The sequence below is a fragment of the Streptomyces sp. NPDC030995 genome (assembly GCF_055571215.1).
In genome coordinates this window covers 215,390-240,412 of the sequence record NZ_JBVIFS010000005.1, presented here as the reverse complement: position 1 = coordinate 240,412, position 25,023 = coordinate 215,390, and the positions used below count along the sequence as shown (strand labels likewise).

Here is a 25,023-nt window from a genome sequence, read left to right as displayed (position 1 = left end):
GCACCCTCTCGGGGTCGGGAGTCAAGACCATTGGAGCATAGGTCATTGTTACCTATGCTCACAATGAGCGGCATCCTGATATTGTTCCCGGCATGAGCTCCGCCTCCGACACCGATCGCCTCCTCGCCGAACAGCTGCTGCGCCTGACACGCAGGCTCCACCGAATCCAGAAGCGGCACATGGAGCCGCTCGGGATCACTCCCGCCCAGGGTCGGCTGTTGCGCCTCGTCTCGCACTACGAGGGCGACCAGGCACCCCGAATGGCGGATCTCGCCGCGCGCCTGGAGGTCGTCCCCCGCGCCGTGACCACCCTCGTGGACGGCCTGGAGGCCGCCGAGTGCGTGCGCCGCGCTCCCGACCCCGCCAACCGGCGCGTCATCAGGATCGAGCTCACCGACACCGGCCGCGCCACGCTGCGCCGGCTGCGCAGCGCGCGAACCGACGCGGCGGAGGAGATCCTGGCTCCGTTGACCGCCGACCAGCGCGAGGTGCTCGGCGGCCTGCTGAACGCCCTGTCGGACGCCCCGGCGGAGCGCACCTGCTGAGTAGGCCGGCCACACCTGCGCCGGCCGCGAGTGAGGCGAGGGGTCGCACATGCCGCTGCTGGAACCGAAGCCGGGGGCCCTGCGCCCGCACAGCGTCAGCGGCCCCTCCCCCGACCGGGTCCCCGGGCACCGGGCGGCCGGCACACCGGAGCCGTTGCGCACCGAGCTGGCCGAGCTGCTCGGCGCCGAGAAGGTGCTGTGGAAGGTCTCCGACCTGGTCCGCTACGCCTCCGATGCCTCGCCCTACCGCTTCGTGCCCCAGGTCGTGGTCATCGCCGAGGACATCGACGACGTCTCCGCGGTCCTCTCGTACGCCCACGGCCGACAGCGCGAGGTCGTCTTCCGCGCCGCCGGGACCTCGCTCAACGGCCAGGCCCAGGGCGAGGACATCCTGGTCGACGTACGCCGCCACTGGGCCGGGATCGAGGTGCTGGACGGGGGCCGGCGGGCCCGGATCCGCCCCGGCACCACCGTGCTGCGGGCCAATGCCGCCCTCGCCCGCCACGGCCGGATCCTGGGCCCCGACCCGGCCAGCGCCATCGCCTGCACCCTCGGCGGGGTCGTCGCGAACAACGCGTCCGGCATGACGGCGGGCACCACGAGGAACTCGTACCGCACGCTCTCCTCCCTCACCTTCGTCCTGCCCGGCGGCACCGTCGTGGACACGGCCGACCCGCTGGCCGACGAGGAGCTGGCGCGCGCCGAACCGGCCCTGTGCCACGGGCTGATGGAGATCAAGAAGGAGATCGAGGCCGACCCCGGGCTGGTCGCCCGGATCCGCGCCAAGTACGAGATCAAGAACACCACCGGCTACCGCCTCGACGCCTACCTGGACGGCAACACCCCCGTCGAGATCCTGCGGGGGCTCATGGTCGGCTCGGAGGGCACCCTCGGCTTCATCTCCGAGGTCGTCTTCGACACCCTCCCGCTGGAGCGGGAACTCTGCTCCGCCCTGCTGTTCTTCCCCTCGCTGCCCGCGGCCGCCGCGGCCGTGCCGCTCTTCAACGAGGCGGGCGCCCTCGCGGTCGAGCTGATGGACGGCAACACCCTGCGCGCCTCGGTCAGCGTCGCGGGTGTTCCCGCCGACTGGGCGGACCTGCCCCGGACGACGACCGCGCTGCTCGTGGAGTTCCGGGCGCCGGACGAGGCCGGCCGGGACGCCTGTGCGCGCCGGGCGACGGCGGCCCTCGCCGGGCTCGAACTGGTCGCGCCGGTGGCCTCCGTCACCAATGCCTTCACCAGCGACCCGCAGACCGTGGGCGGCTACTGGAGGGCCCGCAAGGCCTTCGTCACCGCCGTGGGCGGAGCCCGCGCCCCCGGCACCACCCTGATCACCGAGGACTTCGCGGTGCCGCCGTCCCGGCTGGCCGAGGCCTGCGAGGCGCTCCTCGAGCTCCAGGCCGAGCACGGCTTCGACGCGGCCGTCGCCGGTCACGCCGCCCACGGCAACCTGCACTTCCTGCTCGCCTTCGACGCCGCCGACCCCGCCGACGTCGAGCGGTACGGAGCCTTCATGGAGGCCTTCTGCCGGCTCACCGTGGAGCGGTTCGACGGCTCCCTGAAGGCCGAGCACTCCACCGGCCGCAACATGGCCCCCTTCCTGGAACTGGAATGGGGCGCCCGGGCCACCGAGCTGATGTGGCGCACCAAGCGGGTCGTCGACCCGGACGGGGTGCTCGCCCCGCGCATCCTCCTCGACCGCGACCCGCAGGCCCACCTGCGCGGCCTGAAGACGATCCCGCGGGTGGAGGCGGTGGCCGACCCGTGCATCGAGTGCGGCTTCTGCGAACCGACCTGCCCCAGCGAGGACCTGACGACCACTCCCCGCCAGCGGATCGTGCTGCGCCGCGAGATGATGCGCCAGCAACCGGGCTCCCCCGTCCTGGACGGGCTGCTCCGCTCCTACGGCTACGACGCGGTCGACACCTGTGCGGGCGATTCCACCTGCAAGCTCGCCTGCCCGGTCGGCATCGACACCGGCGCGCTGATGAAGGACTTCCGCCACCGCCGGCACAGTGCGCGCGAGGAGCGCGCCGCCGCACTGGCCGCGCGGCGGTTCAAGACCGTCGAGGCCGCCGCCCGGCTGGCCGTGGCCGCCGCCGACACGATCACCCGGCGGGTCGGGGACGGAGTCCTCACGGCGGTGACCGGGGCCGCGCGCAGGGCCGTACGCCCCGACCTGGTGCCGCGGTGGCTGCCGCAGATCCCCGGCGCCGCCGCCCGGAAGCTGCCGCCGACGCGGCGGGTGGGCGCGGCCGCCGTGTACTACCCGGCCTGCGTGAACCGGATCTTCGGCGGCCCGGAGGGCCGGCCCGGCCCCTCCCTGCCCGAGGCCGTGGTGGCCGTGTCGGAGCGGGCCGGGAAGCCGGTCTGGATCCCCCGGGACGTGATCGGTACCTGCTGCGCGACGATCTGGCACTCCAAGGGCTACGAGGCGGGGACCCTGGTGATGGCCAACCGGATCGTCGAGGCGGCCTGGGGCTGGACCGCCGGCGGGCGGCTGCCGCTGATCGTCGACGCCTCCTCCTGCACGCTGGGCATCGCGCACGAGGTGGTCCCGTACCTGACGCGGGACAACCGGGCGCTGCACGCGGAGTTGCGGATCGTCGACTCGGTCGTGTGGGCCGCGGAGGAGCTGCTGCCACACCTGGAGATCCGGCGGACGGCGGGTTCGGCCGTGCTCCATCGCACCTGCTCGATGCGGCACTTGGGCGACGAGGCGCAGCTGCGGGCGGTCGCCGAGGCGTGCGCGGACGAGGTGGTGGTCCCGGACGACGCGGGCTGCTGCGCCTTCGCGGGTGACCGGGGCATGCTGCATCCGGAGCTGACGGCCTCGGCGACGGCGCGCGAGGCGGCGGAGGTGACCGCGCGGGCCTTCGACGCGCACCTGTCTGCGAACCGGATGTGCGAGGTGGGCATGGACCGGGCGACGGGGCGCGCCTACTACTCGGCCCTGCTCGAACTGGAGCACGCCACCCGCCCTTGAGCGCCGGTGTGCGCGACCCGTCTGACCAGGCACTCGGTCACGGGCGAGATCCGCAAACCCCACTGCGGCGGGCCGTTGTCCAGGGAAAATCGATTGCCCGGGGCCGGTCCGGAAGGCGAACCTTGCACGGTTTGGACCACTCGACCAGTCATGGGGCGTCATGCAGATCAGCGATCTTCCGTATCCGGATCCAGGGGTACCCGACGCTCGCTCCGGCCCTCGTTTCCTCCTCTGGCTGGGCCGAGGCCAACTCGGCGGACAGTTCAAGAGCCTGTGCTGGGGGATGCTGCACTTCTCCGGCATCGCCGGGCTGCCGTACGCGGTGGGCCTGGGCGTCGACGCCGCCATCGACCGCGACTCCGACCGGCTGCTCCTCGTCGGCGCGCTGCTCGTCCTGATCGGCGTCGCCATCTCGGTGGGTGACGCCATGCTCCACCGCACGGCCGTCACCAACTGGATCACCGCCGCCGCACGGGTGCAGCAGCTCCTCGCGCGCAAGACCGCCGAACTCGGCTCCGCACTGACCCGGCGGGTCGCGGCCGGCGAGGTGGTCGCGGTCTCCACCGGTGACGTGGAGAAGATCGGCTGGTTCGTCGAGGCGGTCTCCCGCTTCCTCGCCGCCGTCTTCGCCATCGTGCTGGTCTGCGTCGGTCTGCTGTTCTACGCGCCCGAGCTCGGCGTGGTCGTCTCGGTCGGCGTGCCGCTGGTCGCCCTGGCCGCGCTGCCGTTGCTGCCGCGCGCCACCAAGCGCGCCGACATCCAGCGGGAGAAGGCGGGCAAGGCCACCGAGCTGGCCTCGGACACCGTGGCGGGCCTGCGGGTCCTGCGGGGCATCGGCGGTGAGGAGCTGTTCCTCGGGCGCTACCGCGAGGCTTCGCAGGAAGTCCGCAAGGCCGCCGTGCGCAGTGCCCGCATGTGGGCGCTGATCTCCGCGATCCAGGTGCTGCTGCCGGGGGCGCTGCTGATCACGGTGGTCTGGTACGGCGCCACGCTCGTGGTGGACGGCCGCATCGCGGTCGGCGAACTCGTCGCGGCGTTCAGCGCGGTGGCGACACTGCTCTACCCGCTGCGGCACTTCGAGGAGATCGCGATGGCCTACTCCTTCTCGCGTCCCTCCGCCAAGCGGGCCGCCCGCGTGCTGTCGCTGGCCCGGACGGACGCCGCCGAGCGGCCCGCGCACGCCGGGCCGCCGAAGCCGCCGGCCGCAGGCGGGGACCTGTACGACCCGCAGACCGGGCTGCTGGCCCCCGCGGGCCGGTTCACCGCCGTCGTGTGCGGGGACCCGGACCTGGCGGGCCGGCTCGCGGAACGCCTCGGCGGCCATCCCATGGACGACGACGCGGGGAACGACGGGCCGTCGGTGCTCCTCGGCGGGGTGGCGCTGGACGAGCTCGAACTGGACACCGCGCGCACGCTGGTCCTCGTACAGGACAAGGATCCGGTGCTGCTGTCGGGAACGCTGCGGGCCCTGTTCGACGTACCGGCCTCCGGAGCGGTCGAGCCCGCTGCGGCGCTGGGCGCGGCCCAGTGCGCGGACGTGCTGGACGCACTGCTGCAGTCGGCCCCGGACGGGGTCCTGGACCCGATGGACGCGCGGATCACCGAGCGCGGCCGGTCGCTGTCCGGCGGGCAGCGCCAGCGCCTCGCGCTGGCCCGGTCCCTGGTCACCGACCCGGAGGTGCTGGTGCTCGACGAGCCGACCTCGGCCGTCGACTCGCACACCGAGGCGCGGATCGCGGACGGCGTGGCGGCCCTGCGCGCCGGGCGCACCACGGTGGTGCTGGCGTCCTCGCCGCTGCTGCTGGACCGCGCCGACCGGGTCGTCCTCATCGACGAGGGCACGGTGGCGGCGATCGGTACGCACCGCGAGCTGCTGCACGGCGAACCGCGCTACCGGGCGGTCGTCACCCGCGAGACCGAGGAAGAACAGCGACTCGCACACGTGGAACTGACAGAGCTGGCAGAAACACTCACAGAGATCGAGGAATCCGCATGATCGGCGTGGCGCCACCGGAGTACGATCCGGCGGCCCCCGAGTCGGCCGCGACCCTGCCCGTGGGCACGTCGGAGACCGTACGGGGCTATGTGCGCGGCCTGTTCCGGCGCCACCGGCGGGCCTTCGGGGTACTGGTGGGCGTCAACGCGATCGCGGTGATCGCCTCCATGGCCGGCCCGTACCTGCTGGGCCGGGTCGTGGACCAGCTCGCGCAGGGGGCGCGCGAACTCCATCTGGAGCGCGTGGCGCTGCTGTTCGCGCTGGCGCTCGCCGTCCAGACGTTCTTCGTCCGGCAGGTCCGGCTGCGGGGGGCGATGCTCGGCGAGGAGATGCTGGCCGATCTGCGTGAGGACTTCCTGGTGCGGTCGGTGGGCCTGCCGCCGGGCGTACTGGAGCGGGCCGGTACGGGTGACCTGCTGTCGCGGATCACCACCGACATCGACCGGCTGGCCAACGCGATGCGCGAGGCCGTGCCGCAACTGGCCATCGGCGTGGTGTGGGTGTCGCTGCTCTTCGGGGCGCTCGCGGTGACCGCGCCGCCGCTGGCGCTGGCCGCGCTGGTGGCGCTGCCGGTGCTGGTGATCGGCTACGGCTGGTACTTCAAGCGGGCGCCGTCGGCGTACCGCTCGGAGGCGGCCGGGTACGCGGCGGTCGCGGCCGTGCTCACCGAGACGGTGGACGCGGGCCGCACGGTCGAGTCGCACCGCCTCGGACCGGACCGGATCACGCTGTCGGAGCGGCGGATCAAGGAGTGGACGGCCTGGGAGCGGTACACGCTGTTCCTGCGGACGGTCCTCTTCCCCGTCATCAACGTCACCTACGTGACGATCCTCGGCTCGGTGCTGATGATCGGCGGCTACTGCGTGCTGCGCGGCTGGATGTCGGTGGGGCAGCTGACCACGGGCGCGCTGCTGGCCCAGATGATGGTCGACCCGATCGGTCTCATCCTGCGCTGGTACGACGAGCTGCAGATCGCCCAGGTCTCGCTGGCCCGGCTGGTGGGCGTACGGGAGATCGCGCCGGACGCCGGGGACGCGAAGGTGGCGCCCGAGGGCCGCGACGTCCGCGCGGACGAGGTCCACTTCGGCTACCGGGAGGGCGTCGACGTCCTGCACCAGGTGTCGATGTCCGTGCCGCCGGGCACCCGGATGGCGCTCGTCGGCCCCTCGGGCGCGGGCAAGTCCACCCTGGGGCGGCTGCTCGCGGGCATCTACGCGCCCCGGAGCGGCGAGGTCACCCTGGGCGGGGCGCGGCTGTCGCGGATGCCGGCGGAGCGGGTGCGCGAGCACGTGGCGCTGGTCAACCAGGAGCACCACGTCTTCGTCGGCTCGCTGCGGGACAACCTCCGCCTCGCGCGGACGGGCGCCGGGGACGCCGAGCTGTGGGCGGCGCTGGGCGCGGTGGACGCCGACGGCTGGGCGCGGGCCATGGAGGCCGGTCTGGACACCGAGGTCGGTTCCGGTGCCACGGCGCTGACCCCGGCGCAGGCGCAGCAGATCGCGCTGGCCCGGCTGGTGCTGGCGGATCCGCACACGCTGGTGCTGGACGAGGCCACCTCGCTGCTGGACCCGCGTGCGGCGCGGCACTTGGAGCGTTCGCTGGCCCGGGTCCTGGACGGCCGCACCGTCATCGCGATCGCCCACCGGCTGCACACCGCGCACGACGCGGACGTGATCGCGGTGGTCGAAGGCGGCCGGATCAGCGAACTCGGCTCGCACGACGAGCTGGTCGCGGCCGACGGGGCGTACGCGGCCCTGTGGCGGTCCTGGCACGGGTGACGACGGCCGCCGACGGTGGTCCAGGTCCTGGCCGGGCGTTCTTCGCGGGCCGCGAAGAACGCCCGGCCAGCCCGTTGTGGCTTGCCGGCCACAGCACTAGCGACCGAGCAACCGCAGGGCGGGGAAGGTGTGCTCCTGCCAGATCAGGCGGGAGGCCTCCTCCGGGTAGGCAGCGAGGGCCGGCCGGGTGTCGAAGAGCCGCACGAGGCGCTGCCCCGTGTCGTACGCGGGCCAGCCGGGGTCGCCGTGGGTGGCGAACGCCGTCCACGCGGCCCGCATGCGGGCGGACAGCTCTTCCGCCTCCGGGAACGGGTGTTCGCCGATCAGCACGGCGGGCTGGCCGCGGTCCAGGTTGCCGAAGACCAGCGGCACGTCGAGGCCGTGGCAGGCACCGAGGGCGCCGCCCATGCCCGGGGCGGACCAGGTCAGCTCGTAGACGTGGGCACGGCCGCCGCCGGCCGTCTGGGCCCGGGCGAGGTGGAGGGACGGCATGCGGAACAGCCAGTCCGAGTTGACCAGCTCATACAGCTCGTCCGGGCCCGCGCCGGGAAAGGCGTCACGGTAGCGGCGTGCGGCGTCCTGGTCGGGGCCGAAGACCTGCAGGGCGTTCTCCGCCTGCTCCGGTGTGACCTGGCCGAGCAGTCCGTCGAGCGCGGCGAGCAGCCGCGTTTCGTCGCGGGTGTGACCGACGAGGAGTTCGATGTCCCGGCCGGCGCCGTCGGCCAGGGCCTGCCACGGCGTGACCGGCAGGGCGTCACCGTCGACGACCGGCGAGAACGGGATCGCCCGGTGCGCGACCGGACCCCAGCGATCCGCCCACTGGTCCATCTTGGCGCCGACGGCATCACCGGCGGCGGACAGCCGGACGGGGTCCACCCCGGACAGGTCGGCCACCGTGGGCCGCAGCCCCAGTTCGGCGGCGCAGGCAGCGGCGATGTCGGCGGCGAGCTCCGGTGAGAAGAACGTGCCCTGCACGCTCTGCGCCACGGCCCGGCCGAAGAGCCCGGCCGCACGCGGCATCGCCAGCAGCGCGGCGACCGATCCGGCGCCCGCCGACTGACCGAAGACCGTGACGCGGTCGGGGTCACCGCCGAAGGCCCGGATGTTGTCGCGCACCCACTCCAGGGCGGCGACCTGGTCCAGCAGGCCCCGGTTGGCGGGCGCCCCCTCGATGTACCCGAAACCCTCCAGGCCCACACGGTAGTTGAAGGTCACCACGACGACACCGCCGTCGCGCGCCAGGCGGCCGCCGTCGTATTCGGGAAGACCGGACATGCCGATCGAGTAGGCGCCGCCCTGGATCCACACCATCACCGGCAGCCCCGCGCCCGGGCTCGGCTGGGGCGACCAGACGTTGACCGTCAGCCAGTCGTCGCCCGCCGCGACCCGCGCCAGCGCGTCCATGCCGAAATGGCCGCCCTGAGGGGGCGGCGGGCCGTACGAGGCCGTCGGCCGCACCCCCTCCCACCCCCGTACCGGCCGCGGCGCGGCGAAACGCAGCGGCCCGACCGGCGGCTCGGCGAACGGGATGCCGCGGAAGACGGCAACACCCGCCTCGTGGCTGCCGCGCAGCGCCCCGCCGGCGGCGCGGACCTCGGGCTGGAATCCGGACGGCTCGGACGCGGAAACGGTCATCACAGCTCTTTCACTGGGCGGCCTGGACGTTCCGGGATCATCCCGCTGCCGCAATGACGCGCGCCAGTCATTTAGGGCGGGCCCGGCACGATCAGGCAGCGAAGCGAAGCGAACCCGGCGACCAAAGCCCTCGCGGGAAAGATCGCACGTATGTACCCTGAGTAAGCTTCAAACCTGATCACGTTCAAAAAAGAAAATGGGGGGGCCGGTGCGTAATCGCCGACTCATGCTTTCCACCGCCGCAATCATCGCGGCCGGTGTCGGTCTCGTCCCGGGCGTCGCCGACGCGGCGGGCCAGGACGGACCCAAGGGGACGAACGGTCCGGGGGTGTCCGTTCCCGACCTCGACCTGACCGAGGCCAAGGCCAAGGCGTACAAGGCCGAGACCTTCAGCAGCCCTGCCTCCAAGACGGTCCACCCGGCCGCCAAGGGCAGCAAGCAGACCGCTCCGCAGGCCGAGGGCGCCGCCTCCGCCGAGCCGACGGTCGATCTTCAGGCCGAGGCCACCAGCGCCCACGCGATCCAGCTGGCCATGACGTTCACCACCGGGCCGGACGAATCGATCAGCTCGGTCATCGAGTGGGGCGACGGCCAGACGTCGTCCACGCCGGCCTACCCGCCCGTCCAGACCCTGGACCACACGTACGCCAAGGCCGGCGTCTACACCATCAAGGTCAGCCTGCTCGAAGGCACGACCGTCCGTGGCACCAACGAGATCGTCGTCCGGACCGCGGGCAACGAGTTCACCCCGCACGCCCCGACCCGGCTGCTGGACACCCGCGAGGGCATCGGCGCGGGCAAGGCCAAGGTGCCCGCCTACGGGACCGCCCGCGTCAAGGTCTCCGGGGCCGCGCAGATCCCGGCCGGCGTGACCGCCGTGGCCCTGAACGTCACGGTCACCAACCCCGCCAAGGGCGGACACGTCCGCGTGTACGCCGACGGCGGCGAGCTGCCCACCACCTCGAACGTCAACTACGCCCCGGGGCAGACCGTCCCGAACATGGTGATCGCGTCGGTCGGCGGGAACGGCTACGTGAACATCTACAACCACGGCGACGGCGCGATCGACGTCATCGCCGACGTCACCGGCTACTTCTCCAAGACCGCTGCCAGCGGCTACAGCTCGGTCACCCCGAGCCGTATCGTCGACACCCGCGAGGGCCTCGGCGCGGGCAAGGGCCAGGTCCCGGGCTACGGCAACTTCAGCACCCAGGTCACCGGCCGCGCGGGCGTCCCGGCGAGCGCGAAGGCCGTCGCGCTCAACGTGACCGTCACCGAGCCCAAGGCGGACGGCCACCTGACCGTCTACCCCTCCGGCGGCTCGGCCCCGACCGCGTCGAACCTGAACTTCACCGCGGGCCAGACCGTCGCCAACTCCGTCATCGTCCCGATCGGCCCCGACGGCAAGATCAGTGTCCGCAACGGCGCCGGAGGCGGGGCTCACGTGGTCGCCGACGTCGTCGGCTACTACAGCCCCGAGAGCGAGAGCGCGCTGATCCGCACTGTCCCGCAGCGCTGGTTCGACACCCGCGAGTGGGACGGCCCGCTCGACGGCCGCTCCTACATCTACGGCCGGGTCGGCGGCGGCGACCCGAACGTCACCGCGCTCATCACCAACGCCACCGTCACCAACACCGCAGGCACCGGCTTCCTGACGGTCTCCCCGGACCCGAACTCGTGGAGCGCCTACGAGGGCGGCTGGGAGACCTGGCCGACCCCGCCCAACTCCTCCAACCTCAACTGGACCCCGGGCAAGACCGTACCGAACCTGGTCCAGGCGAGCTCCGGCGTGAACAACGTGATCGACTTCTGGAACATGAGCTACCAGCCCACGGACCTGCTCGTCGACACCTTCGGCTTCTACGCCAAGAACTGACGCCCGCACCCACCGGCAGGACCCGCAGGCACGGAGCCCCGGGAGCGGACCCCAGTGGTCCCGCTCCCGGGGCTCCGGCCGACAGGGCCTAGATGAATCCGAGGGCCGAAGCGCCGCCGAAGCCGCCCAGCAGGATGAACACCGGCATGAGGACCTTGAGCTCCACCCAGCTGCCGGCCCGGAAGCGCATCATCTTCGGCGGGCCGATCGGGTACCAGCGCTTGCCGGCGATCGGGAGGGGCCACAGGACCGGGCAGCCGGAGACGGTCAGCGCGTCGCCGATGTCGTGGACCAGCGCGCCGAGCACGATCGGCAGGCCGAGCCAGAGGTACTCCTGGCCCGGTCCGGTGAACAGCCAGTTCGCTCCGTTGCCGGGCTGGTCGAGCACCCCGGCCAGGATCCAGGCGCTGGTGGCGCCGAGCAGCCACACCAGGACGTCGCTGGACATCCGGGCGGCCCGCCACAGCAGGCCTTCGACGGCCAGCACCAGGTGCACGAAGAGCAGCGCGAGGACTCCCCAGCGGTCGGCGGTGACCGCGATCGCGGAGGCGCCGCCGCCGATCAGGACGGCCCAGAGCCAGGTGTGCGTCAGGGTGCGGTGGCCGCCGGTGCGGCGGGCGTCCTTCTTGGAGCGGGTGCTCTTGTAGACCGCGTAGGAGATCTTGTCGACCACCTCGCACAGGCCTCTGGAGAGCGGGCCGAAGGCGCGCGAGATCGTCGCCGACTTGTGGTCGAGGTCGGGGGCGAGGGCCGCCCCGGCGCAGATCAGCGCGCCGACGACGAGGACCGGCCACGGCATCGGGTGCCCGGCGGCCGCGGTCGCCGCGCCCACCCCCAGCCAGGCCGCAGCCCCGGACAGTGAGTGCGCCGGACCCATCATGGTCGTTCCCCGCCCCGGTTGGTCTGTGGTCGGGCCCGGTCGACGGTTTCGTTCGGGCCTCATCGACGGCACAGCGTACCGTCGATGATCTTCCTTCCGTCCGCCGGTTCCCTGATCCGGGGGGAAGCCAGGCAAGATGGGGGGTGTGACCCTCATTGATCAGCTCCCGCCGAACGCCGACCCCGACGCCCTCTTCGAGGCTTTCTCCTCGTGGGCGGAGGACCAGGGCATCACCCTGTACCCGGCTCAGGAGGAGGCGCTGATCGAGGTCGTCTCCGGGGCGAACGTGATCCTTTCCACCCCGACCGGTTCCGGCAAGAGCCTGGTCGCGGCCGGCGCGCACTTCACCGCCCTGGCCCAGGACAAGGTCACCTTCTACACCGCCCCCATCAAGGCGCTGGTGTCGGAGAAGTTCTTCGACCTGTGCAAGCTCTTCGGCACCGAGAACGTCGGGATGCTGACCGGCGACGCCTCCGTGAACGCGGACGCCCCGGTGATCTGCTGCACCGCCGAGGTACTGGCCTCCATCGCCCTGCGCGACGGCAAGCACGCCGACATCGGCCAGGTCGTGATGGACGAGTTCCACTTCTATGCCGAGCCGGACCGCGGCTGGGCCTGGCAGATCCCGCTGCTGGAGCTGCCGCAGGCGCAGTTCATCCTGATGTCCGCGACCCTCGGCGACATGAAGCGGTTCGAGGAGGACCTGACCCGGCGCACCGGCCGGCCCACCACGATGGTCCGCTCCGCGACCCGGCCCGTCCCGCTGTCGTACGAGTACGTCACCACGCCGATCACCGACACGATCACCGAGCTGCTGGAGACGCGGCAGGCGCCCGTCTACATCGTGCACTTCACCCAGGCCCAGGCGGTCGAGCGGGCGCAGTCGCTCATGAGCATCAACATGTGCACGCGCGAGGAGAAGGACAAGATCGCCGACCTCATCGGCAACTTCCGCTTCACCACCAAGTTCGGCCAGAACCTCTCCCGCTACGTCCGGCACGGCATCGGCGTGCACCACGCCGGCATGCTGCCCAAGTACCGGCGCCTGGTCGAGAAGCTCGCGCAGGCCGGTCTGCTCAAGGTGATCTGCGGTACCGACACGCTCGGGGTCGGTGTCAACGTCCCGATCCGCACGGTGCTGTTCACCGCTCTCACCAAGTACGACGGCAACCGGGTCCGCACGCTGCGCGCCCGCGAGTTCCACCAGATCGCCGGCCGCGCCGGCCGGGCCGGCTTCGACACGGCGGGCTATGTGGTCGCGCAGGCGCCCGAGCACGTCATCGAGAACGAGAAGGCTCTCGCGAAGGCGGGCGACGACCCGAAGAAGCGCCGCAAGGTGGTCCGCAAGAAGGCCCCCGAGGGCTTCGTCGCCTGGTCGGACACCACCTTCGAGAAGCTCATCGCCGCCGACCCGGAGGCCCTGACCTCGCGCTTCAAGGTCACCAACATCATGCTGCTGTCGGTCATCGCCCGGCCCGGCGATGCCTTCCAGGCGATGCGCCACCTCCTCGAGGACAACCACGAGCCCCGCAAGGCGCAGTTGCGGCACATCCGCCGGGCCATCGCGATCTACCGCTCGCTGCTGGACGGCGGTGTGGTCGAGAAGCTCGACACCCCGGACGCCGAGGGCCGCACCATCCGGCTCACCGTCGACCTCCAGCAGGACTTCGCGCTCAACCAGCCGCTGTCCACCTTCGCGCTGGCCTCCTTCGACCTGCTCGACCCGGAGTCCCCCTCCTACGCGCTGGACATGGTGTCCGTCGTGGAGTCCACGCTGGACGACCCGCGCCAGATCCTGGCCGCCCAGCAGAACAAGGAACGGGGCATCCAGGTCGGCCAGATGAAGGCCGACGGCATCGAGTACGAGGAGCGGATGGAGCGTCTCCAGGACGTCACCTATCCCAAGCCGCTGGAAGAGCTGCTCTTCCACGCCTACGACGTGTACGCCAAGAGCCACCCGTGGGTGCGTGACCACCCGGTCTCCCCGAAGTCGATCATCCGCGACATGTACGAACGCGCGATGACCTTCACGGAGTTCACCTCCTTCTACGAGCTGGCCCGCACCGAGGGCATCGTGCTGCGCTACCTGGCGAGTGCGTTCAAGGCGCTGGACCACACCATCCCCGACGACCTCAAGTCCGAGGACCTCCAGGACCTGATCGAATGGCTCGGCGAACTGGTCCGCCAGGTCGACTCCAGCCTGCTGGACGAGTGGGAGCAGCTGGCGAACCCGGAGGTGGAGACGGCGGAGCAGGCCCAGGAGAAGGCCGACCAGGTCAAGCCGGTCACCGCGAACTCCCGCGCCTTCCGCGTCCTGGTCCGCAACGCCATGTTCCGCCGGGTGGAGCTGGCCGCCCTCGACCACGTCAACGTGCTGGGCGAGCTGGACGCCGAGTCCGGCTGGGACGCCGACGCCTGGGGCGAGGCCATGGACGGGTACTGGGACGAGTACGACGACCTGGGCACCGGCCCCGACGCGCGCGGCCCGAAGCTGCTCCAGATCGAGGAGGACCCGGCGCACGGCCTGTGGCGCGTCCGCCAGACCTTCGCCGACCCCAACGGGGACCATGGCTGGGGCATCAGCGCCGAGGTCGACCTCGCGGCCTCCGACGAGGAGGGCCGGGCCGTCATCCGGGTCACCTCGGTCGGCGAGCTCGGCGCCCTCTGACCCGCTCCGGCATCCCGCCGGACCGCCCGGACCCGACAGTGGAGATCCTCTGATGACGAACCCCGCCGAGAGACTGGTCGATCTGCTCGATCTGGAGCAGATCGAGGTGAACATCTTCCGTGGCGCCAGCCCGCAGGAGTCCCTCCAGCGGGTCTTCGGCGGCCAGGTCGCCGGCCAGGCACTGGTGGCCGCGGGCCGCACCGTCGAGAGCGACCGCCCGGTCCACTCGCTGCACGCGTACTTCCTGCGCCCCGGCATCCCCGGGGTGCCGATCGTGTACCAGGTGGAGCGGGTGCGCGACGGGCGGTCCTTCACCACGCGCCGGGTCACCGCGGTCCAGCAGGGCAAGACGATCTTCAATCTCACCGCCTCCTTCCATCATCCGGAGGAGGGCAGCATCGAGCATCAGCTGCCTCCTCACCACGTCCCTCACCCGGACACGCTCCCCAAGGTCGCGGACGAGATCCGCGAGCACCTCGGGGCACTGCCGGAGGCGCTGGAGCGCATGGCTCGCCGCCAGGCCTTCGACATCCGGTACGTGAACCGGCTCCGCTGGACCCCCGAGGAGCTCAAGGGCGCCGATCCCCGCAGCGCGGTGTGGATGCGCGCGGTCGGGCCGCTGGGCGACGACCCGCTCGTGCACACCTGCGCCCTCACCTACGCCAGTGACATGACCCTCCTCGATGCCGTGCGCATCCCCGTCGAACCCCTGTGGGGCATGCGCGGTTTCGACATGGCCTCGCTGGACCACGCCATGTGGTTCCACCGCCCGTTCCGCGCCGACGAGTGGTTCCTGTACGACCAGGAGTCGCCCATCGCGCACGGCGGCCGGGGCCTGGCCCGAGGTCGCATCTACGACCTGGAGGGCAGGCTGCTGGTCTCCGTGGTCCAGGAGGGCCTCTTCCGTCCGTACGCCGCCAAGCCGCCGCGGTCGGCCCAACCGGCCGAGTAGGCCGGGCATCCGAGTCGTCCCAGCAGTCCGAGCCCGTCCCGAAGAACTGAGCACACCCATGGCCACCCCCGCCCTCCCCTGCCCCTGCGGGCTGCCCGCCGCCTACCCGGAGTGCTGCGGCCGCTTCCACTCCGGTGCCCAGCAGGCACCCACCGCCGAGCTGCTGATGCGCTCCCGCTTCAGCGCCTTCGCCGTCGGCGACACCGCCTACCTGATGCGCTCCTGGCACTCCTCAACCCGCCCGGCCCACCTCGACCTGGATCCGGGGCAGCGCTGGGAGCGGCTGGAGATCCTCGCCACCGAGCGCGGCGGGATGTTCGAGACGGAGGGCTCGGTGGAGTTCCGCGCCCACTACCGCGAGGGCCGGCACGCCGGCTCACTGCACGAGCACAGCAGCTTCTCCCGCGAGGCCGGGGCCTGGGTCTACGTCGGCCCCCTCTCCCCCGTCGACTTCGACTGACCGCGCGCCCCCGTCAGGGCGAAGTCCAGGCTGGTGCGGTACCAGTGGACCTCCTCCGGCGGACCGGCCTTCAGCAGCCGCAGCGCCACCGCCGCGGCCGCCGGGACCTGCGGATGCCCGTACGGCGGGGGCGGGGCCAGCGCGGCCAGGACGATCCGCTCCGCCGGATCGGGCACGGCCTCCCGCAGCTCGTCGTCCGGGAGTACGGAGGCCAGTACCGCCGCGCGCTCCCATGGGTCGGCGGTCCGTCTCAGCAGCAGCCCGATGTGCCGTCCCCGCCACTTCCGCGGGCGCAGATCCGCCTTGGCCGCCATCAGCTCACGGTCCGCCGGGGGCGCGATGCCGCGCAGCATCCCCGGCTCCCGCGCGGCGAATCCCCGTAGCTCCGCGGCCAGATAGAGCCACACCACGGCCCGGTAGCGGTTGATCCGGTAGCCGACCGGGGCGAGGTGCCCGCAGCGCGCGAGGCGGGTGAACCGGCTCGGGACGACGCCCAGAACCTCGGCCGCCGCCTCCGCTCCGGCCACTGTCTCGACCCTCTCGCGGAGCGCGTCGGGGCAGCCCGCGGCCGACCGGACCCGCTCCAGCTCGGCCCGCGTGTAGCGCGCGGCCCCGCCGGCCGTGGGCGGCCCGATCCGCACGATCCCCAGCTGGACGGCCCTGGCGAACCCGCTCCGGCTCAGTCCCAGTTCCCCGGCGGCCTGCACGCTGCCCACCAAGGCGTCCGCGTCCGCGTACCCGTCGACGTCCGCGCGCACGACCATGTCGTCCCGCAGCGCGGTCTCCATCTGCATCATTACGGTCTCCCCCACGAGCGATGATTACTCTGTGTGAAGACCGTAACTCGACGTGACGACAGCTCGCGAGGCCTGTGGACAACTTTGCGGACGCCCCCCGGCCCCCGCCCGACCCCTCGCCCCCGACCACCGCCGGCGGACTCAGCCGCCGGTGATGCGCCGCTCAGCGACCCCGAGATGCTCGCCCACCCGGTTGACCAGCAGCGTCATCTCGTACGCGACCTGGCCGATGTCGGCCTCGGAGGCGCTCAGCACGCACAGGCAACTGCCCGCGCCCGCCGCCATGACGAAGAGCACCCCCTCGTCGTACTCGACCATCGTCTGCCGGACCTCCCCGGCCCTGAAGTGCCGCCCCGACCCCTTCGCCAGGCTCTGCAGACCGGCCGCGACGGCCGCCAGGTGCTCCGCGTCCTCCCGCGCCAGACCCGCGCTCGCACCCGTCACCAGGCCGTCGTTGGACAGCACCACCGCGTGCCTGACCTGCTGGACTCTGCGCGTCAGGTCGTCCAGCAGCCAGTCCAGTTGCTTGTCCAGTGCCATTCCCAGCCCCTCCCCGTTGACGCCGCCTGCCTGGCCGCGCCCCACCCCGCGTACTCGTCCCGCAAGCCTTCCCCACCAGCGCCTTTCCGGCAAGGAGGATGTCCCCATGGCGGAGAAGATGACTCAAGAGGAATGGGGGGCATTCGTCCCGCACGCCACGCGCACCGGAAGGCGCGTGACGCACTGACCCACCCCCGCGGGCCCGGCCGGTTCACACGGAATCGGCCTGCGGCTCCACCGAGTCCAGCAGCCGGGCGGTGTGCACGCGCCCGGCGTACTCGACCAGCCTGATCAGCACTTCCTTCCCCGAGTCCTTGTCCCGCGCGTCGCACAGCACCACCGGCGTCCCCTGGTCCAGGTCCAGCGCCCGCGAGACGTCGTGCGCCCCGTACCGCCGCGCGTCCGTGAAACAGTTGACGGCCACCACGAACGGGATGCGCCGGTGCTCGAAGTAGTCCACCGCCGGAAAGCAGTCCTCCAGCCGCCGCGTGTCGGCGAGCACCACCGCGCCGAGCGCCCCCTGCGACAGCTCGTCCCACAGGAACCAGAACCGGTCCTGCCCCGGCGTGCCGAACAGGTACAGGGACAGCCCGGACCGGATGGTGATCCGCCCGAAGTCCATCGCCACGGTCGTGGTCGTCTTCTGGTCCACACCGCCCGTGTCGTCGACCAGTTCGCCCGCCTCGCTGAGCAGTTCCTCCGTCCGCAGCGGCCGGATCTCGCTCACCGCGCCCACCAGCGTGGTCTTGCCGACCCCGAAGCCGCCCGCCACGAGGATCTTCAGCGCGAGCGCGGCCAGTTCGGTGTCCTCCCCGGAACCGGGATCCACGTCCGGAGCCGACCCGTCGTCATGCAGTCCCATCACAACGCTCGCAATCCCTCGATGACTTCACGCAGAATCCGCTCGTCCGGCAGTTGTGCGGGCGGCACCGGACGGCTGACCTTGACGTGCCCGCCCTCCAACAGGTCCCCGAGGAGCACCCGCACCACCCCCACGGGCAGGTCGGCGTCGGCGGCGAGTTCCGCCACCGACTGGGTCTCGGACCGGCAGAGTCCGAGCAGCGCCCGGTGTTCGGGGCCGAGCAGCGACTCGGCAGCTTCGTCCGTGCCCTCCGGGTCCACCACGACCAGCGCGATCAGGTCGAAACGGACCCCGTGGGGTCCGGGCTTCGTACGCCCGCCCGTCATGGCGTACGGACGGACGAGCGGGCCCGCGTCGGCGTCGTACCACTGGCCGTTCATGTACCGGACCGCCGCCCTCAGCCGGCGGCCGGCGGCCGCGCCGCGAACCGGGGCGGGGTGTAGAGGTGCTCGCCGACCCGCTTCACCAGCCGGGCCATCTCATAGGCGATCAGCCCGATGTCGGCGCTGGCGGCGCTGAGCACGGCCAGACAGGAGCCGTCTCCGGCTGCCGCGACGAAGAGGAAGCCCTCGTCCATCTCGACCATCGTCTGGCGCACGCCCCCGGCGTGGAAGTGCCGGCCCGCGCCCTTGGCCAGGCTGTGGAAGCCCGATGCCACCGCCGCCAGATGCTCGGCGTCCTCCCGACTGAGCGCGCTGGAGGCGCCGACCGCCAGCCCGTCGTTGGAGAGGACCACCGCGTGCCGGACCTCGCGGACCCGGAGCACCAGGTCGTCCAGCAGCCAGTCCAGTTCGCCGGACCTGCGGACGCCGTCGAGGTCGACCCTCTGATGTTCGATCATCACACTTCTCCTTCGCTGCCTGCGTGAGGGGAGTTCTCCTGGGCGCCGCGGACCCAGCCGGCCCGGTAGGCCGCCATCCGGTCCCGGGCCTGCTCCGGGCTGCGGCCCGGCAGGTCCTCGGGGAGGCGGGCGCCGGCCGGGGCCTTCGGGGCGGGCGCCTCCCGGAGCTGCGGGACGAGGCTGGCCTGGCGCACCCGGCGCGGCAGTTCCGTCACCGAGGCGGCGGGGACCGCGGCCGCCTGGGTACGGGCCCCCGCGCCGCCGGGACCGGGAGCGCGCGACCGCAGCGAGGCCACCGGGGCCGGGCGCGGTTCCTCGGGTGCGGGGGTCCGGTCGGCGGCCGGGAGGCCGCGCGGGTCCTCTCGTACGGCCGAGGCGCGCGCGTCCTCCCGTACGACGGTCACGGCGGGCGGCTGCTCCGCCTTCGCGACCGGCTTCGAGACCGGGAAAGGGCCCTGCGAAGGGCTCGGGGAAGAGCCCGGGCCCGGGGCCGGGGCGGGGGGCTCCGGGACAGCGCCCGGTTCGGGCTCGGGGCGAGGGGTGCCTACCGTGATGGCGCCCTGGAGCATGGAGTTCGGCAGGAGCACCACCGCCGTGGTGCCGCCGTAGGGAGACGTGCGCAGGTGCACCTTCACTCCGTGGCGGGCCGAGAGGCGGCTGACCACGAAGAGCCCGAGCCGGTCGCTGTCGAAGAGGTCGAGCGCCTCGGACTGCTCGATGCGCCGGTTGGCGTCGCTCAGGGATTCGCGGCCCATCCCGAGACCGCGGTCCTCGACCTCCAGGACGTAGCCGGCTCCGACGGGTTCGCCGCTGACCCGGACCTTGGTGTGCGGCGGGGAGAACTGTGTGGCGTTCTCGATGAGTTCGGCGAGCAGGTGGGTGAGGTCGGCGACGGCGCCGCCGGTCACGGCCGCCTCGGCGAGCTGGCGCACCTCGACCCGCGGGTAGTCCTCGATCTCGGAGACGGCGGCCCGTACGACGTTCGTGAGGGGGACCGGCATCCGCCAGGCCCGGCCCGGGGCGGCGCCCGACAGGATGATCAGGCTTTCCGCGTGCCGGCGCATCCGGGTGGTCAGGTGGTCGAGGCGGAAGAGGTCCCCGAGCTCGTTCGGGTCGTCGGTACGCCGTTCCATCGAGTCGAGCAGGGTGAGCTGCTTGTGCACGAGGACCTGGCTGCGGCGGGCGAGGTTGACGAAGACGCCGGAGACCCCGCTGGCGAGTTCCGCCCGCTCGACCGCGGCGCTGAGCGCGGCCCGGTGGACGGTGCCGAGCGCCTCGCCGACCTGCGTGATCTCGTCGTCCGCGGGAGGCCCGGGCGGGGTCTCGGCGGTGACGTCGATGTCCTGGCCAGCGCGCAGGCGCTCCATGGCCTGCGGGAGTTTGCGGTGGGCGATCTCCAGGGCGGTGTTGCGCAGCGAGACGAGTTCCACGACCAGGGCGCGGCCGATCCGGACGGAGATGACGAGCGAGGCGGCGACGGCTGCCAGGCCCAGCACCACGGCGGCTCCGGCCGGGCTGAGCGCGCCCTCGGTGACCGGGTCGGCCCGGTCGGCGGCCGCGGCGTGCGCGGCCTGTTCGATCTCCCGCATGGAGGCGCCGATGCCGGTGTGGGCGGCTTCCCATCCGGCGGGCGCCCCGCGGCTCTCGCGGGCGGTACCGGCGGCCAGCGCCCGGTCCTCGGCGCCGGTGAGGTCGGCGTAGGCGGCGCTCTTGGCCACGGACTGCCAGGCGGCCTGCTGGGCGGCGGGGAGGTCGCGGGCCGCGCTGTCGGTGAGCGCGCGGCGGGTCTCGATGGCGCCGGTCAGCTGCCGAAGCGTTTCGGCGCTGCGCGGGCCCGGTACGGCGAGCAGCGCGTCCTCACGGGACAGCAGTTCCGCGGCGCGGGCGAATTCGAGCAGGACGCGGGCGTCGGGGCCGAGTTCGGCGTCCTCGCCGCCGGTCAGGGAGCCGCCCACGGCGAGGGCGGAGTCGACGACCCCGGTGTAGATCGCGTAGGCCGCCTCGGCGGTGGCGCGGCGGTCGGTGATGTCCTTGCGGGCCGGGCCCAGGGCTTCGGCGGCGGCGACGAACGCGCTCAGGCGGACCACGGTGTCGGGGCGGTAGTCGCCGGAGTCGGCGAGGGTGTGGCGGTCGCCGAGGCGCAGCCGCCGGACGGCGGTGTCGGTGCGGCGGGCCTGCTGGTCGAGGGCGCCCGGGTCGGCGGCGGGGTCGGCGAGGAGGCGGACGGCGGCGCGTCGTTCGGCCTGGAGCTCGGTGACGGCGGCGGCGACGGGGGTGCGTATCTCGGCGTCGACCTGGTGGGCGCGGCTGAGCCGGGCTATGTCCTGAGTGGTGCTGACGGTGGCGAAGGCCCAGAGGGCGAGGAGCGAGACGACCGGGACCATCAGCAGCGAGACGATCTTCGCGCGGACGGTGGCGGGGCGCAGCCGCAGCCGGGGGCCGCGGTCGCGCGAAGCGGCCAGGAGCGACGGGTGGGGCTGGTAGGGGTGGTGGGGCTGGTGCGCCGCCGGTTCCTCGGCCGGCGGTCCGGCGTGGGCCCGGCGTCCGCGTGCCGGGGGCGCGGGCAGCCGCGGCGCCGCTGCTTCCGGTTTCCTGCGGGGTGTTCGCATGGGCTCCTCGATCCGGGCTGGTACCTACAGGTGCGGCGGTGCGGTGCGCGGTCGTGCGGTGCGGTGCGGTGCTCGGTCGTGCGCGCGGATGGTGCGGTGCCGTGCGGCGCGCGGTGCTGCGGGTTCGGCCCGCTCAGTGGGCGACCACCGGGTGTTCCCCCAGGTGCTGGGCGGCGGAAGCGGAGGCGGCTCGCTCGTCCGCCGTCGGGGAGAGGGCGACGAAGGCGGCGGTGATGAACAGGTACGAGCCCAGTCCGACGGCGAGCGGGAAGATGAACTGCATGGCCGTGGCGCCGGGCAGGGGCGTGTCCGAGGGGCTCACGCCGACGGCGACGGCCATCATCCCGGTGTAGTGCATGCTGCTGACGGCGGCGCCCATGACGAGCGAGGCGACGGCGACGGCCACCGGTGACTTGATGTTGAGCGCGGCCCACAGGGCCGCGGTGGCCGCGACGACGGCGATGGCGACGGAGAGCCCGACGGTGAGGGGCTCGTAGGTGACGTCACCGTGCAGGCGCAGGGCCGCCATGCCCAGGTAGTGCATGCTGGCGACGCCGAGTCCGGTGGTGAGGCCGCCCAGTACGAGGGACCGGCCGCGGTCCTTGCCGTAGCCGACGGCGAAGACTCCGGCGCCGACGACGAGCATGGCGACGAGCAGGCTGAGGATGGTGAGCGGCACGTTGTAGTGGATCTCGGTGCCGGTGACCTCGAAGCCGAGCATCGCGACGAAGTGCATCGTCCAGATGCCGGTGCCGATGGCGGAGGCCGCGGTGAGGAGCCAGTTGCGGCGGGAGGTTCCGGTCGCGGCGAGCGCGCGGACGGTGCAGCGCAGCCCGAGGGCGGCGCCGATCGATGCCATCACGTATGACAGCACGGGTGTCAGCCACCCGTAGGCGGCGTGGTCCAGATGTCCCAGGTGTCCCATGGCCACCGGACGCTAGTCCGGGTGAGGGCGCGAACAGGGGGCGCATTTCGAAAGCCGCTGGAACTGCTGGAATATGACAGAGCTACGTTCATCTTCGATCACACCGCGTGCCACCTTGCGCACGGTCCGCAGACACCCCGGCGTGCGCCGGTGGGGGATCATGGGCGCATGAGCGAAGACCACACACACGTGCAGGAGTTCTTCGGGGCGCGCGCCGTCGGCTGGGACCGGAAGTTCCCCGAGGACGGGCCTGCCTTCGCCGCCGCCGTGGCCGAGTTCGGGCTGCGGCCCGGGGACCGCGTGCTCGACGCGGGCTGCGGCACCGGTCGCGCCCTGACCGCACTGCGGGCCGCCGTCGGCCCCGCGGGGCTCGTGCTCGGCGCGGACCTCACCCCGCAGATGCTCGCCGCCGCGCAGCAGGCCGGGCGGGGCGCCGACGGGGCCCTGCTGCTCGCCGACGTGGCCCGGCTGCCGCTGCGCGACGAGGTGCTGGACGCGGTGTTCGCGGCCGGGCTCATCGCCCACCTGCCCGACCCGGGGGCGAACCTGCGCGAACTGGCCCGGGTGGTCCGCCCCGGCGGCCGGCTCGCACTCTTTCACCCGATCGGGCGAGCGGCACTCGCCGCGCGCCACCGCCGCGAGCTGACCGCCGAGGACATGCGCGCCGAGCACAACCTCGGCCTGCTGCTGGCCGGTTCGGGCTGGGACATGACCTCGTACGCCGACGAGGACCACCGCTTCCTGGCGCTGGCCGTACGTCACCAGTGACACAACGCCGTACGTCGGCCCCGCGCCCGGGAGCCGCGCAGGCGCCCGGGATCAGGCCGGAGGCTGCGCCTCGGCTCCGGCGGGCCGGCGGGGATGCGGAACGGGGCAGCCGCTCGCGCCCGGCGCGGGGAACGTGCCGAGCTCGCCCACGTCGTAGCCACCGCGGTAGCCCTTGATCTCCGGGTTCTGGCGGGCGTAGTGCGGGGCCTTGCGCGGCGGCAGCAGACGCACCGCGCGCCCGCGCAGCCGCAGGGCGCCCTGGACCAGGCGCTGGACGCGGGGGCGCGGGGCCCCGTACCGGAAGGCGCCCAGCAGCGACTCGTCGAGGAGGGCGAGGCTCGCGCGGCGCACGGCGGGGGCGAGCGGGGCCGGGTACCAGGAGGCCATCAGGTCGAGGGTGGCGTCGGCGACGTTCCGGCCGCCCTCGTCCCAGCCGAAGTGGGCCTCCTCGTAGGCGTCGAGGGTGGCTTCGAACTCCTCGTAGGAGCCCGGGATGTCCGAGATGCCCATGTGGCGGCCGAGGGTGGCGTAGTAGTTCGCGCAGGCCCGGCGCTCGTGGTGGGTCAGCGGGCGCCAGCCGTAGGCGTCCAGCCAGCGCGCGGGAATCACCACGAAAGTGCACAGGACGTAGCGCATGTCATCGTTGGAGATGTCGTAGCTGCGGTGCATCTGGTTGACGCGGCGGATCGCCGTGCGGGCGGTGTCGCTCTCGAAGCCGTGCTCGACGACCGCGTCGAGGAGCAGCGCGGTGTCGTCGTAGCGCTTCTGGGACCGGTCGGTGAACTCGGCGGTCTCGGCCAGCAGGCCCCCGATGCTCGGGACGGCATAGGTCCGGAACAGGGCCAGCTCCAGGGCGCGGGTGAAGTCCCAGGGAAACTCGTAGGTGGCGGTGAGCCGGTAGATGGCGAGGAAGTCCTTGTCGGGGTCGAGACGGAGGATTTCCCTCAGCCGGTCGTAACGCTGCACCGGGTGCACCTTTCTGTGGCGGGGTCCCAACTCTACGTGCAGGTAGCGGGCTTGGAAATCGTCACCCGCAGGCTCTCGACGGGCGGGTTACCCGCTGGTTAAGGTGCGCCGACGAGAGAGCTACCAGGAGGCCAGGTGTCCGACGACGAGGGTGGCGGCTCGCTGTACGTGCTGACCGCCGTGCTGCTGACCCCCGCACAGTTCCCGAGCATCCTGGGCGACGACTTCCCCGAGGCCTGCTCCCTGCTGGGCGTGGCGCCGAACGGGGACGGGTACGGGCTGGTGCTCGGCCAGGACGAGGAGGGCGCGCGCTGGACGGTCGTCGTGGACGACGTCTCGCTCGTGGCCGCGGCCATCGCCTCCTGGGACTGCGGGATGGAATACGACCTGTCCCCCGACGAGCGGACGATCGTGGTCTCCCTGGCGGGCTGGCCACTGGAGTTGTCGGTGGCCGCGGCGGGGATCCCGCAGCCGCACGATCCCGAACAGGGGGCGGACGGCACGGGCCGGGTGCCGCTGGCGCCGCCCTCGGCGGACGCCTGGGGGCCGGTGCAGCGGCGGATGGGCGCGGACCAGATCGCGCGGGAGTGGGCCGACTGGCGCGAGCGGGTGGCCACGGACGGTGGCGCGGCGGCCGCCGCGCACCCCGGGCTCGCGCGGGCGCGGGAAGAGGCCCTGGGGTACACGCGCAACCCGCCGCCGCCCGGCCGGGTGCGGTCCTCCTTCGCCGGCGAGGGGAGCCGGACGCTGCGGGTGGACGGGCCGGGCTGGTCCCTGGTGGCCCGTACCGGAGAGGCGGCCTTCGTCCTGCTGGACGAGGAGCCGAGTGAGGTGCTGACGGTCCCCCACGACGGGGATCCGGATCTGCCGGAACTGCTGGCGGCGCTGGACCGCGTCGCGGTGCGACCGGCTTGAGGACGCACGGGGACGCGCTCGGCG

The 25,023-nt window shown here is 72.8% G+C and carries 20 protein-coding genes; 10 read left to right on the top strand and 10 right to left on the bottom strand.

What is annotated here, in order from left to right; translation table 11 throughout:
* The first annotated feature begins 92 nt into the window (after window positions 1-92).
* The 4 genes from ACZ45T_RS11260 to ACZ45T_RS11245 all read left to right on the top strand — a co-directional run bounded on the left by ACZ45T_RS11260 (window position 93) and on the right by ACZ45T_RS11245 (window position 7,305).
* Window positions 93-545, top strand: coding sequence for a MarR family winged helix-turn-helix transcriptional regulator (locus ACZ45T_RS11260; protein WP_468439795.1), 453 nt, complete (start codon window positions 93-95; stop codon window positions 543-545).
* A 49-nt stretch (window positions 546-594) separates the two neighbouring features.
* Complete coding sequence (locus ACZ45T_RS11255; RefSeq protein ID WP_468439793.1) at window positions 595-3,531, top strand: FAD-binding and (Fe-S)-binding domain-containing protein; 2,937 nt, start codon at window positions 595-597, stop codon at window positions 3,529-3,531.
* A 160-nt stretch (window positions 3,532-3,691) separates the two neighbouring features.
* The gene (locus tag ACZ45T_RS11250; protein WP_468439791.1) at window positions 3,692-5,527 is read left to right on the top strand and encodes an ABC transporter transmembrane domain-containing protein; all 1,836 of its coding nucleotides are present in this window, start codon (window positions 3,692-3,694) and stop codon (window positions 5,525-5,527) included.
* Window positions 5,524-7,305: an ABC transporter ATP-binding protein gene (locus ACZ45T_RS11245; RefSeq protein WP_468439789.1), complete on the top strand. Its 1,782-nt coding sequence runs from the start codon at window positions 5,524-5,526 to the stop codon at window positions 7,303-7,305. The genes ACZ45T_RS11250 and ACZ45T_RS11245 overlap by 4 nt, the downstream gene beginning before the upstream one ends.
* Window positions 7,306-7,401: 96 nt before the next feature.
* Here ACZ45T_RS11245 and ACZ45T_RS11240 read toward each other — a convergent pair whose 3' ends face one another.
* Window positions 7,402-8,940, bottom strand: coding sequence for a carboxylesterase/lipase family protein (locus ACZ45T_RS11240; RefSeq protein ID WP_468439787.1), 1,539 nt, complete (start codon window positions 8,938-8,940; stop codon window positions 7,402-7,404).
* Window positions 8,941-9,166: 226 nt separating this feature from the next.
* Between ACZ45T_RS11240 and ACZ45T_RS11235 the strand changes: the two genes are divergently transcribed.
* Complete coding sequence (locus tag ACZ45T_RS11235; protein ID WP_468439785.1) at window positions 9,167-10,816, top strand: hypothetical protein; 1,650 nt, start codon at window positions 9,167-9,169, stop codon at window positions 10,814-10,816.
* An 88-nt stretch (window positions 10,817-10,904) separates the two neighbouring features.
* Here the strand turns inward: ACZ45T_RS11235 and ACZ45T_RS11230 are convergent, their stop codons facing one another.
* Complete coding sequence (locus ACZ45T_RS11230) at window positions 10,905-11,696, bottom strand: metal-dependent hydrolase (RefSeq protein ID WP_468439783.1); 792 nt, start codon at window positions 11,694-11,696, stop codon at window positions 10,905-10,907.
* 145 nt (window positions 11,697-11,841) lie between these two features.
* On the opposite strand from ACZ45T_RS11230, the gene ACZ45T_RS11225 reads away from it, so the two are divergent.
* Genes ACZ45T_RS11225 through ACZ45T_RS11215 form a run of 3 tightly spaced genes read left to right on the top strand, consistent with a single transcriptional unit; the run spans window position 11,842 to window position 15,776 of the window.
* Window positions 11,842-14,364, top strand: coding sequence for a DEAD/DEAH box helicase (locus ACZ45T_RS11225; protein ID WP_468439781.1), 2,523 nt, complete (start codon window positions 11,842-11,844; stop codon window positions 14,362-14,364).
* A gap of 52 nt (window positions 14,365-14,416) precedes the next feature.
* The gene (locus ACZ45T_RS11220) at window positions 14,417-15,316 is read left to right on the top strand and encodes an acyl-CoA thioesterase (protein ID WP_468439779.1); all 900 of its coding nucleotides are present in this window, start codon (window positions 14,417-14,419) and stop codon (window positions 15,314-15,316) included.
* 58 nt (window positions 15,317-15,374) lie between these two features.
* Window positions 15,375-15,776, top strand: a complete 402-nt coding sequence (locus tag ACZ45T_RS11215) for a YchJ family protein (RefSeq protein ID WP_468439777.1) — start codon at window positions 15,375-15,377, stop codon at window positions 15,774-15,776.
* Here ACZ45T_RS11215 and ACZ45T_RS11210 read toward each other — a convergent pair.
* The 7 genes from ACZ45T_RS11210 to ACZ45T_RS11180 form a co-directional block, all read right to left on the bottom strand.
* Window positions 15,740-16,573: a DUF6397 family protein gene (locus tag ACZ45T_RS11210; protein ID WP_468439775.1), complete on the bottom strand. Its 834-nt coding sequence runs from the start codon at window positions 16,571-16,573 to the stop codon at window positions 15,740-15,742. The two genes, ACZ45T_RS11215 and ACZ45T_RS11210, sit on opposite strands and share 37 nt — an antisense overlap.
* Window positions 16,574-16,714: 141 nt before the next feature.
* Window positions 16,715-17,113 carry a roadblock/LC7 domain-containing protein gene (locus ACZ45T_RS11205; RefSeq protein ID WP_328924404.1) on the bottom strand — a complete coding sequence of 133 codons (399 nt, stop codon included), beginning with the start codon at window positions 17,111-17,113 and terminating at the stop codon, window positions 16,715-16,717.
* Between the two features lie 211 nt (window positions 17,114-17,324).
* Entirely contained in the window at window positions 17,325-17,975 is a 651-nt protein-coding gene (locus ACZ45T_RS11200; protein WP_468439773.1) for a GTP-binding protein, read from the bottom strand.
* The gene (locus ACZ45T_RS11195; RefSeq protein WP_030709100.1) at window positions 17,975-18,355 is read right to left on the bottom strand and encodes a DUF742 domain-containing protein; all 381 of its coding nucleotides are present in this window, start codon (window positions 18,353-18,355) and stop codon (window positions 17,975-17,977) included. The genes ACZ45T_RS11200 and ACZ45T_RS11195 overlap by 1 nt, the downstream gene beginning before the upstream one ends.
* Before the next feature lie 17 nt (window positions 18,356-18,372).
* Window positions 18,373-18,816: a roadblock/LC7 domain-containing protein gene (locus tag ACZ45T_RS11190; protein WP_468439770.1), complete on the bottom strand. Its 444-nt coding sequence runs from the start codon at window positions 18,814-18,816 to the stop codon at window positions 18,373-18,375.
* On the bottom strand, window positions 18,816-21,425 hold the full coding sequence (locus ACZ45T_RS11185) for a sensor histidine kinase (RefSeq protein ID WP_468439768.1): 2,610 nt from the start codon (window positions 21,423-21,425) through the stop codon (window positions 18,816-18,818). The genes ACZ45T_RS11190 and ACZ45T_RS11185 overlap by 1 nt, the downstream gene beginning before the upstream one ends.
* Window positions 21,426-21,558: 133 nt before the next feature.
* A complete protein-coding gene (locus tag ACZ45T_RS11180; RefSeq protein ID WP_468440044.1) occupies window positions 21,559-22,341 on the bottom strand; it encodes an MHYT domain-containing protein in 783 nt (260 codons plus the stop codon).
* A gap of 177 nt (window positions 22,342-22,518) precedes the next feature.
* Between ACZ45T_RS11180 and ACZ45T_RS11175 the strand changes: the two genes are divergently transcribed.
* On the top strand, window positions 22,519-23,118 hold the full coding sequence (locus ACZ45T_RS11175) for a class I SAM-dependent methyltransferase (RefSeq protein ID WP_468439766.1): 600 nt from the start codon (window positions 22,519-22,521) through the stop codon (window positions 23,116-23,118).
* Window positions 23,119-23,169: 51 nt separating this feature from the next.
* Here the strand turns inward: ACZ45T_RS11175 and ACZ45T_RS11170 are convergent, their stop codons facing one another.
* On the bottom strand, window positions 23,170-24,084 hold the full coding sequence (locus tag ACZ45T_RS11170; protein WP_468439764.1) for an oxygenase MpaB family protein: 915 nt from the start codon (window positions 24,082-24,084) through the stop codon (window positions 23,170-23,172).
* A 135-nt stretch (window positions 24,085-24,219) separates the two neighbouring features.
* Here ACZ45T_RS11170 and ACZ45T_RS11165 point away from each other — a divergent pair, with 135 nt between their 5' ends.
* Window positions 24,220-24,999: a hypothetical protein gene (locus tag ACZ45T_RS11165; RefSeq protein WP_468439762.1), complete on the top strand. Its 780-nt coding sequence runs from the start codon at window positions 24,220-24,222 to the stop codon at window positions 24,997-24,999.
* Window positions 25,000-25,023: the final 24 nt, after the last annotated feature.

Bases quoted from the DNA above. Each gene is read 5' to 3' on its own strand.
- ACZ45T_RS11260 (WP_468439795.1), top strand. From the start codon at position 93: ATGAGCTCCGCCTCCGACACCGATCGCCTCCTCGCCGAACAGCTGCTG.
- ACZ45T_RS11255 (WP_468439793.1), top strand. From the start codon at position 595: ATGCCGCTGCTGGAACCGAAGCCGGGGGCCCTGCGCCCGCACAGCGTC.
- ACZ45T_RS11250 (WP_468439791.1), top strand. From the start codon at position 3,692: ATGCAGATCAGCGATCTTCCGTATCCGGATCCAGGGGTACCCGACGCT.
- ACZ45T_RS11245 (WP_468439789.1), top strand. From the start codon at position 5,524: ATGATCGGCGTGGCGCCACCGGAGTACGATCCGGCGGCCCCCGAGTCG.
- ACZ45T_RS11240 (WP_468439787.1), bottom strand. From the start codon at position 8,940: ATGACCGTTTCCGCGTCCGAGCCGTCCGGATTCCAGCCCGAGGTCCGC.
- ACZ45T_RS11235 (WP_468439785.1), top strand. From the start codon at position 9,167: ATGCTTTCCACCGCCGCAATCATCGCGGCCGGTGTCGGTCTCGTCCCG.
- ACZ45T_RS11230 (WP_468439783.1), bottom strand. From the start codon at position 11,696: ATGATGGGTCCGGCGCACTCACTGTCCGGGGCTGCGGCCTGGCTGGGG.
- ACZ45T_RS11220 (WP_468439779.1), top strand. From the start codon at position 14,417: ATGACGAACCCCGCCGAGAGACTGGTCGATCTGCTCGATCTGGAGCAG.
- ACZ45T_RS11215 (WP_468439777.1), top strand. From the start codon at position 15,375: ATGGCCACCCCCGCCCTCCCCTGCCCCTGCGGGCTGCCCGCCGCCTAC.
- ACZ45T_RS11210 (WP_468439775.1), bottom strand. From the start codon at position 16,573: ATGATGCAGATGGAGACCGCGCTGCGGGACGACATGGTCGTGCGCGCG.
- ACZ45T_RS11205 (WP_328924404.1), bottom strand. From the start codon at position 17,113: ATGGCACTGGACAAGCAACTGGACTGGCTGCTGGACGACCTGACGCGC.
- ACZ45T_RS11200 (WP_468439773.1), bottom strand. From the start codon at position 17,975: ATGGGACTGCATGACGACGGGTCGGCTCCGGACGTGGATCCCGGTTCC.
- ACZ45T_RS11195 (WP_030709100.1), bottom strand. From the start codon at position 18,355: ATGAACGGCCAGTGGTACGACGCCGACGCGGGCCCGCTCGTCCGTCCG.
- ACZ45T_RS11190 (WP_468439770.1), bottom strand. From the start codon at position 18,816: ATGATCGAACATCAGAGGGTCGACCTCGACGGCGTCCGCAGGTCCGGC.
- ACZ45T_RS11185 (WP_468439768.1), bottom strand. From the start codon at position 21,425: ATGCGAACACCCCGCAGGAAACCGGAAGCAGCGGCGCCGCGGCTGCCC.
- ACZ45T_RS11175 (WP_468439766.1), top strand. From the start codon at position 22,519: ATGAGCGAAGACCACACACACGTGCAGGAGTTCTTCGGGGCGCGCGCC.